This is a genomic window from Pseudomonas sp. P5_B2 (genome assembly GCF_056400445.1).
Genome location: NZ_JBFULH010001444.1, coordinates 1 through 586 on the forward strand (window position 1 = coordinate 1; position 586 = coordinate 586).

General features: G+C 46.9%; 1 pseudogene. It reads right to left on the reverse strand.

The features are described from left to right. Nucleotides 1-385: 385 nt before the first annotated feature. Nucleotides 386-586: pseudogene (locus AC1DRJ_RS31730) on the reverse strand (sel1 repeat family protein); the annotation flags it as partial.

Genomic DNA, 586 nt, shown 5'->3' on the forward strand with positions numbered 1-586 from the left:
AATGCGCAACATATCCATCACGTGAATATAGCAACGAACCAAACTATCCAAAATAATGAAAACAAAGTCAACATCCATTCAATTCACAACCACAACTAAACATTACCAACACCTAGTCACACCAAATATGAACTCAATAAAGAGCTGACGCGAGTGTTTAGTTTTCATCCACCCACACTTATTTAAATACATGTTGTATGCGCAGGAAGGCGCTAACGGATATTCGCTCGACACGCCATCAACTCTGGGCAAGCAAAAAGAGAGAAACCAATTTTCACCAGAATGGGATTCCAATGAGTTTGGCGAAAGCAGTAAGTTCTTGCGTCAGTCGCCCATTAAATGACGAACTCAGAAAGTAGCTGGTGTGTTTGAGACGACAAGACCGTCAAGTCAAAGTCAACTGCTCGGCTCGTTGGCGATAAGCGTCGGACAGCGCTCGAATAGTCGGATGTGAAGCGTTGACCAATGCTCTACCGGCGACCTGCAAAAAGTTAAGATTCCCACCCTCCAGCGCCTTGGTCAGCCAACCGAGCGCCTCATCGATTCGCCCTTGTGCTGCCAGCACAGCGCCGTAGCTGAATTGCCC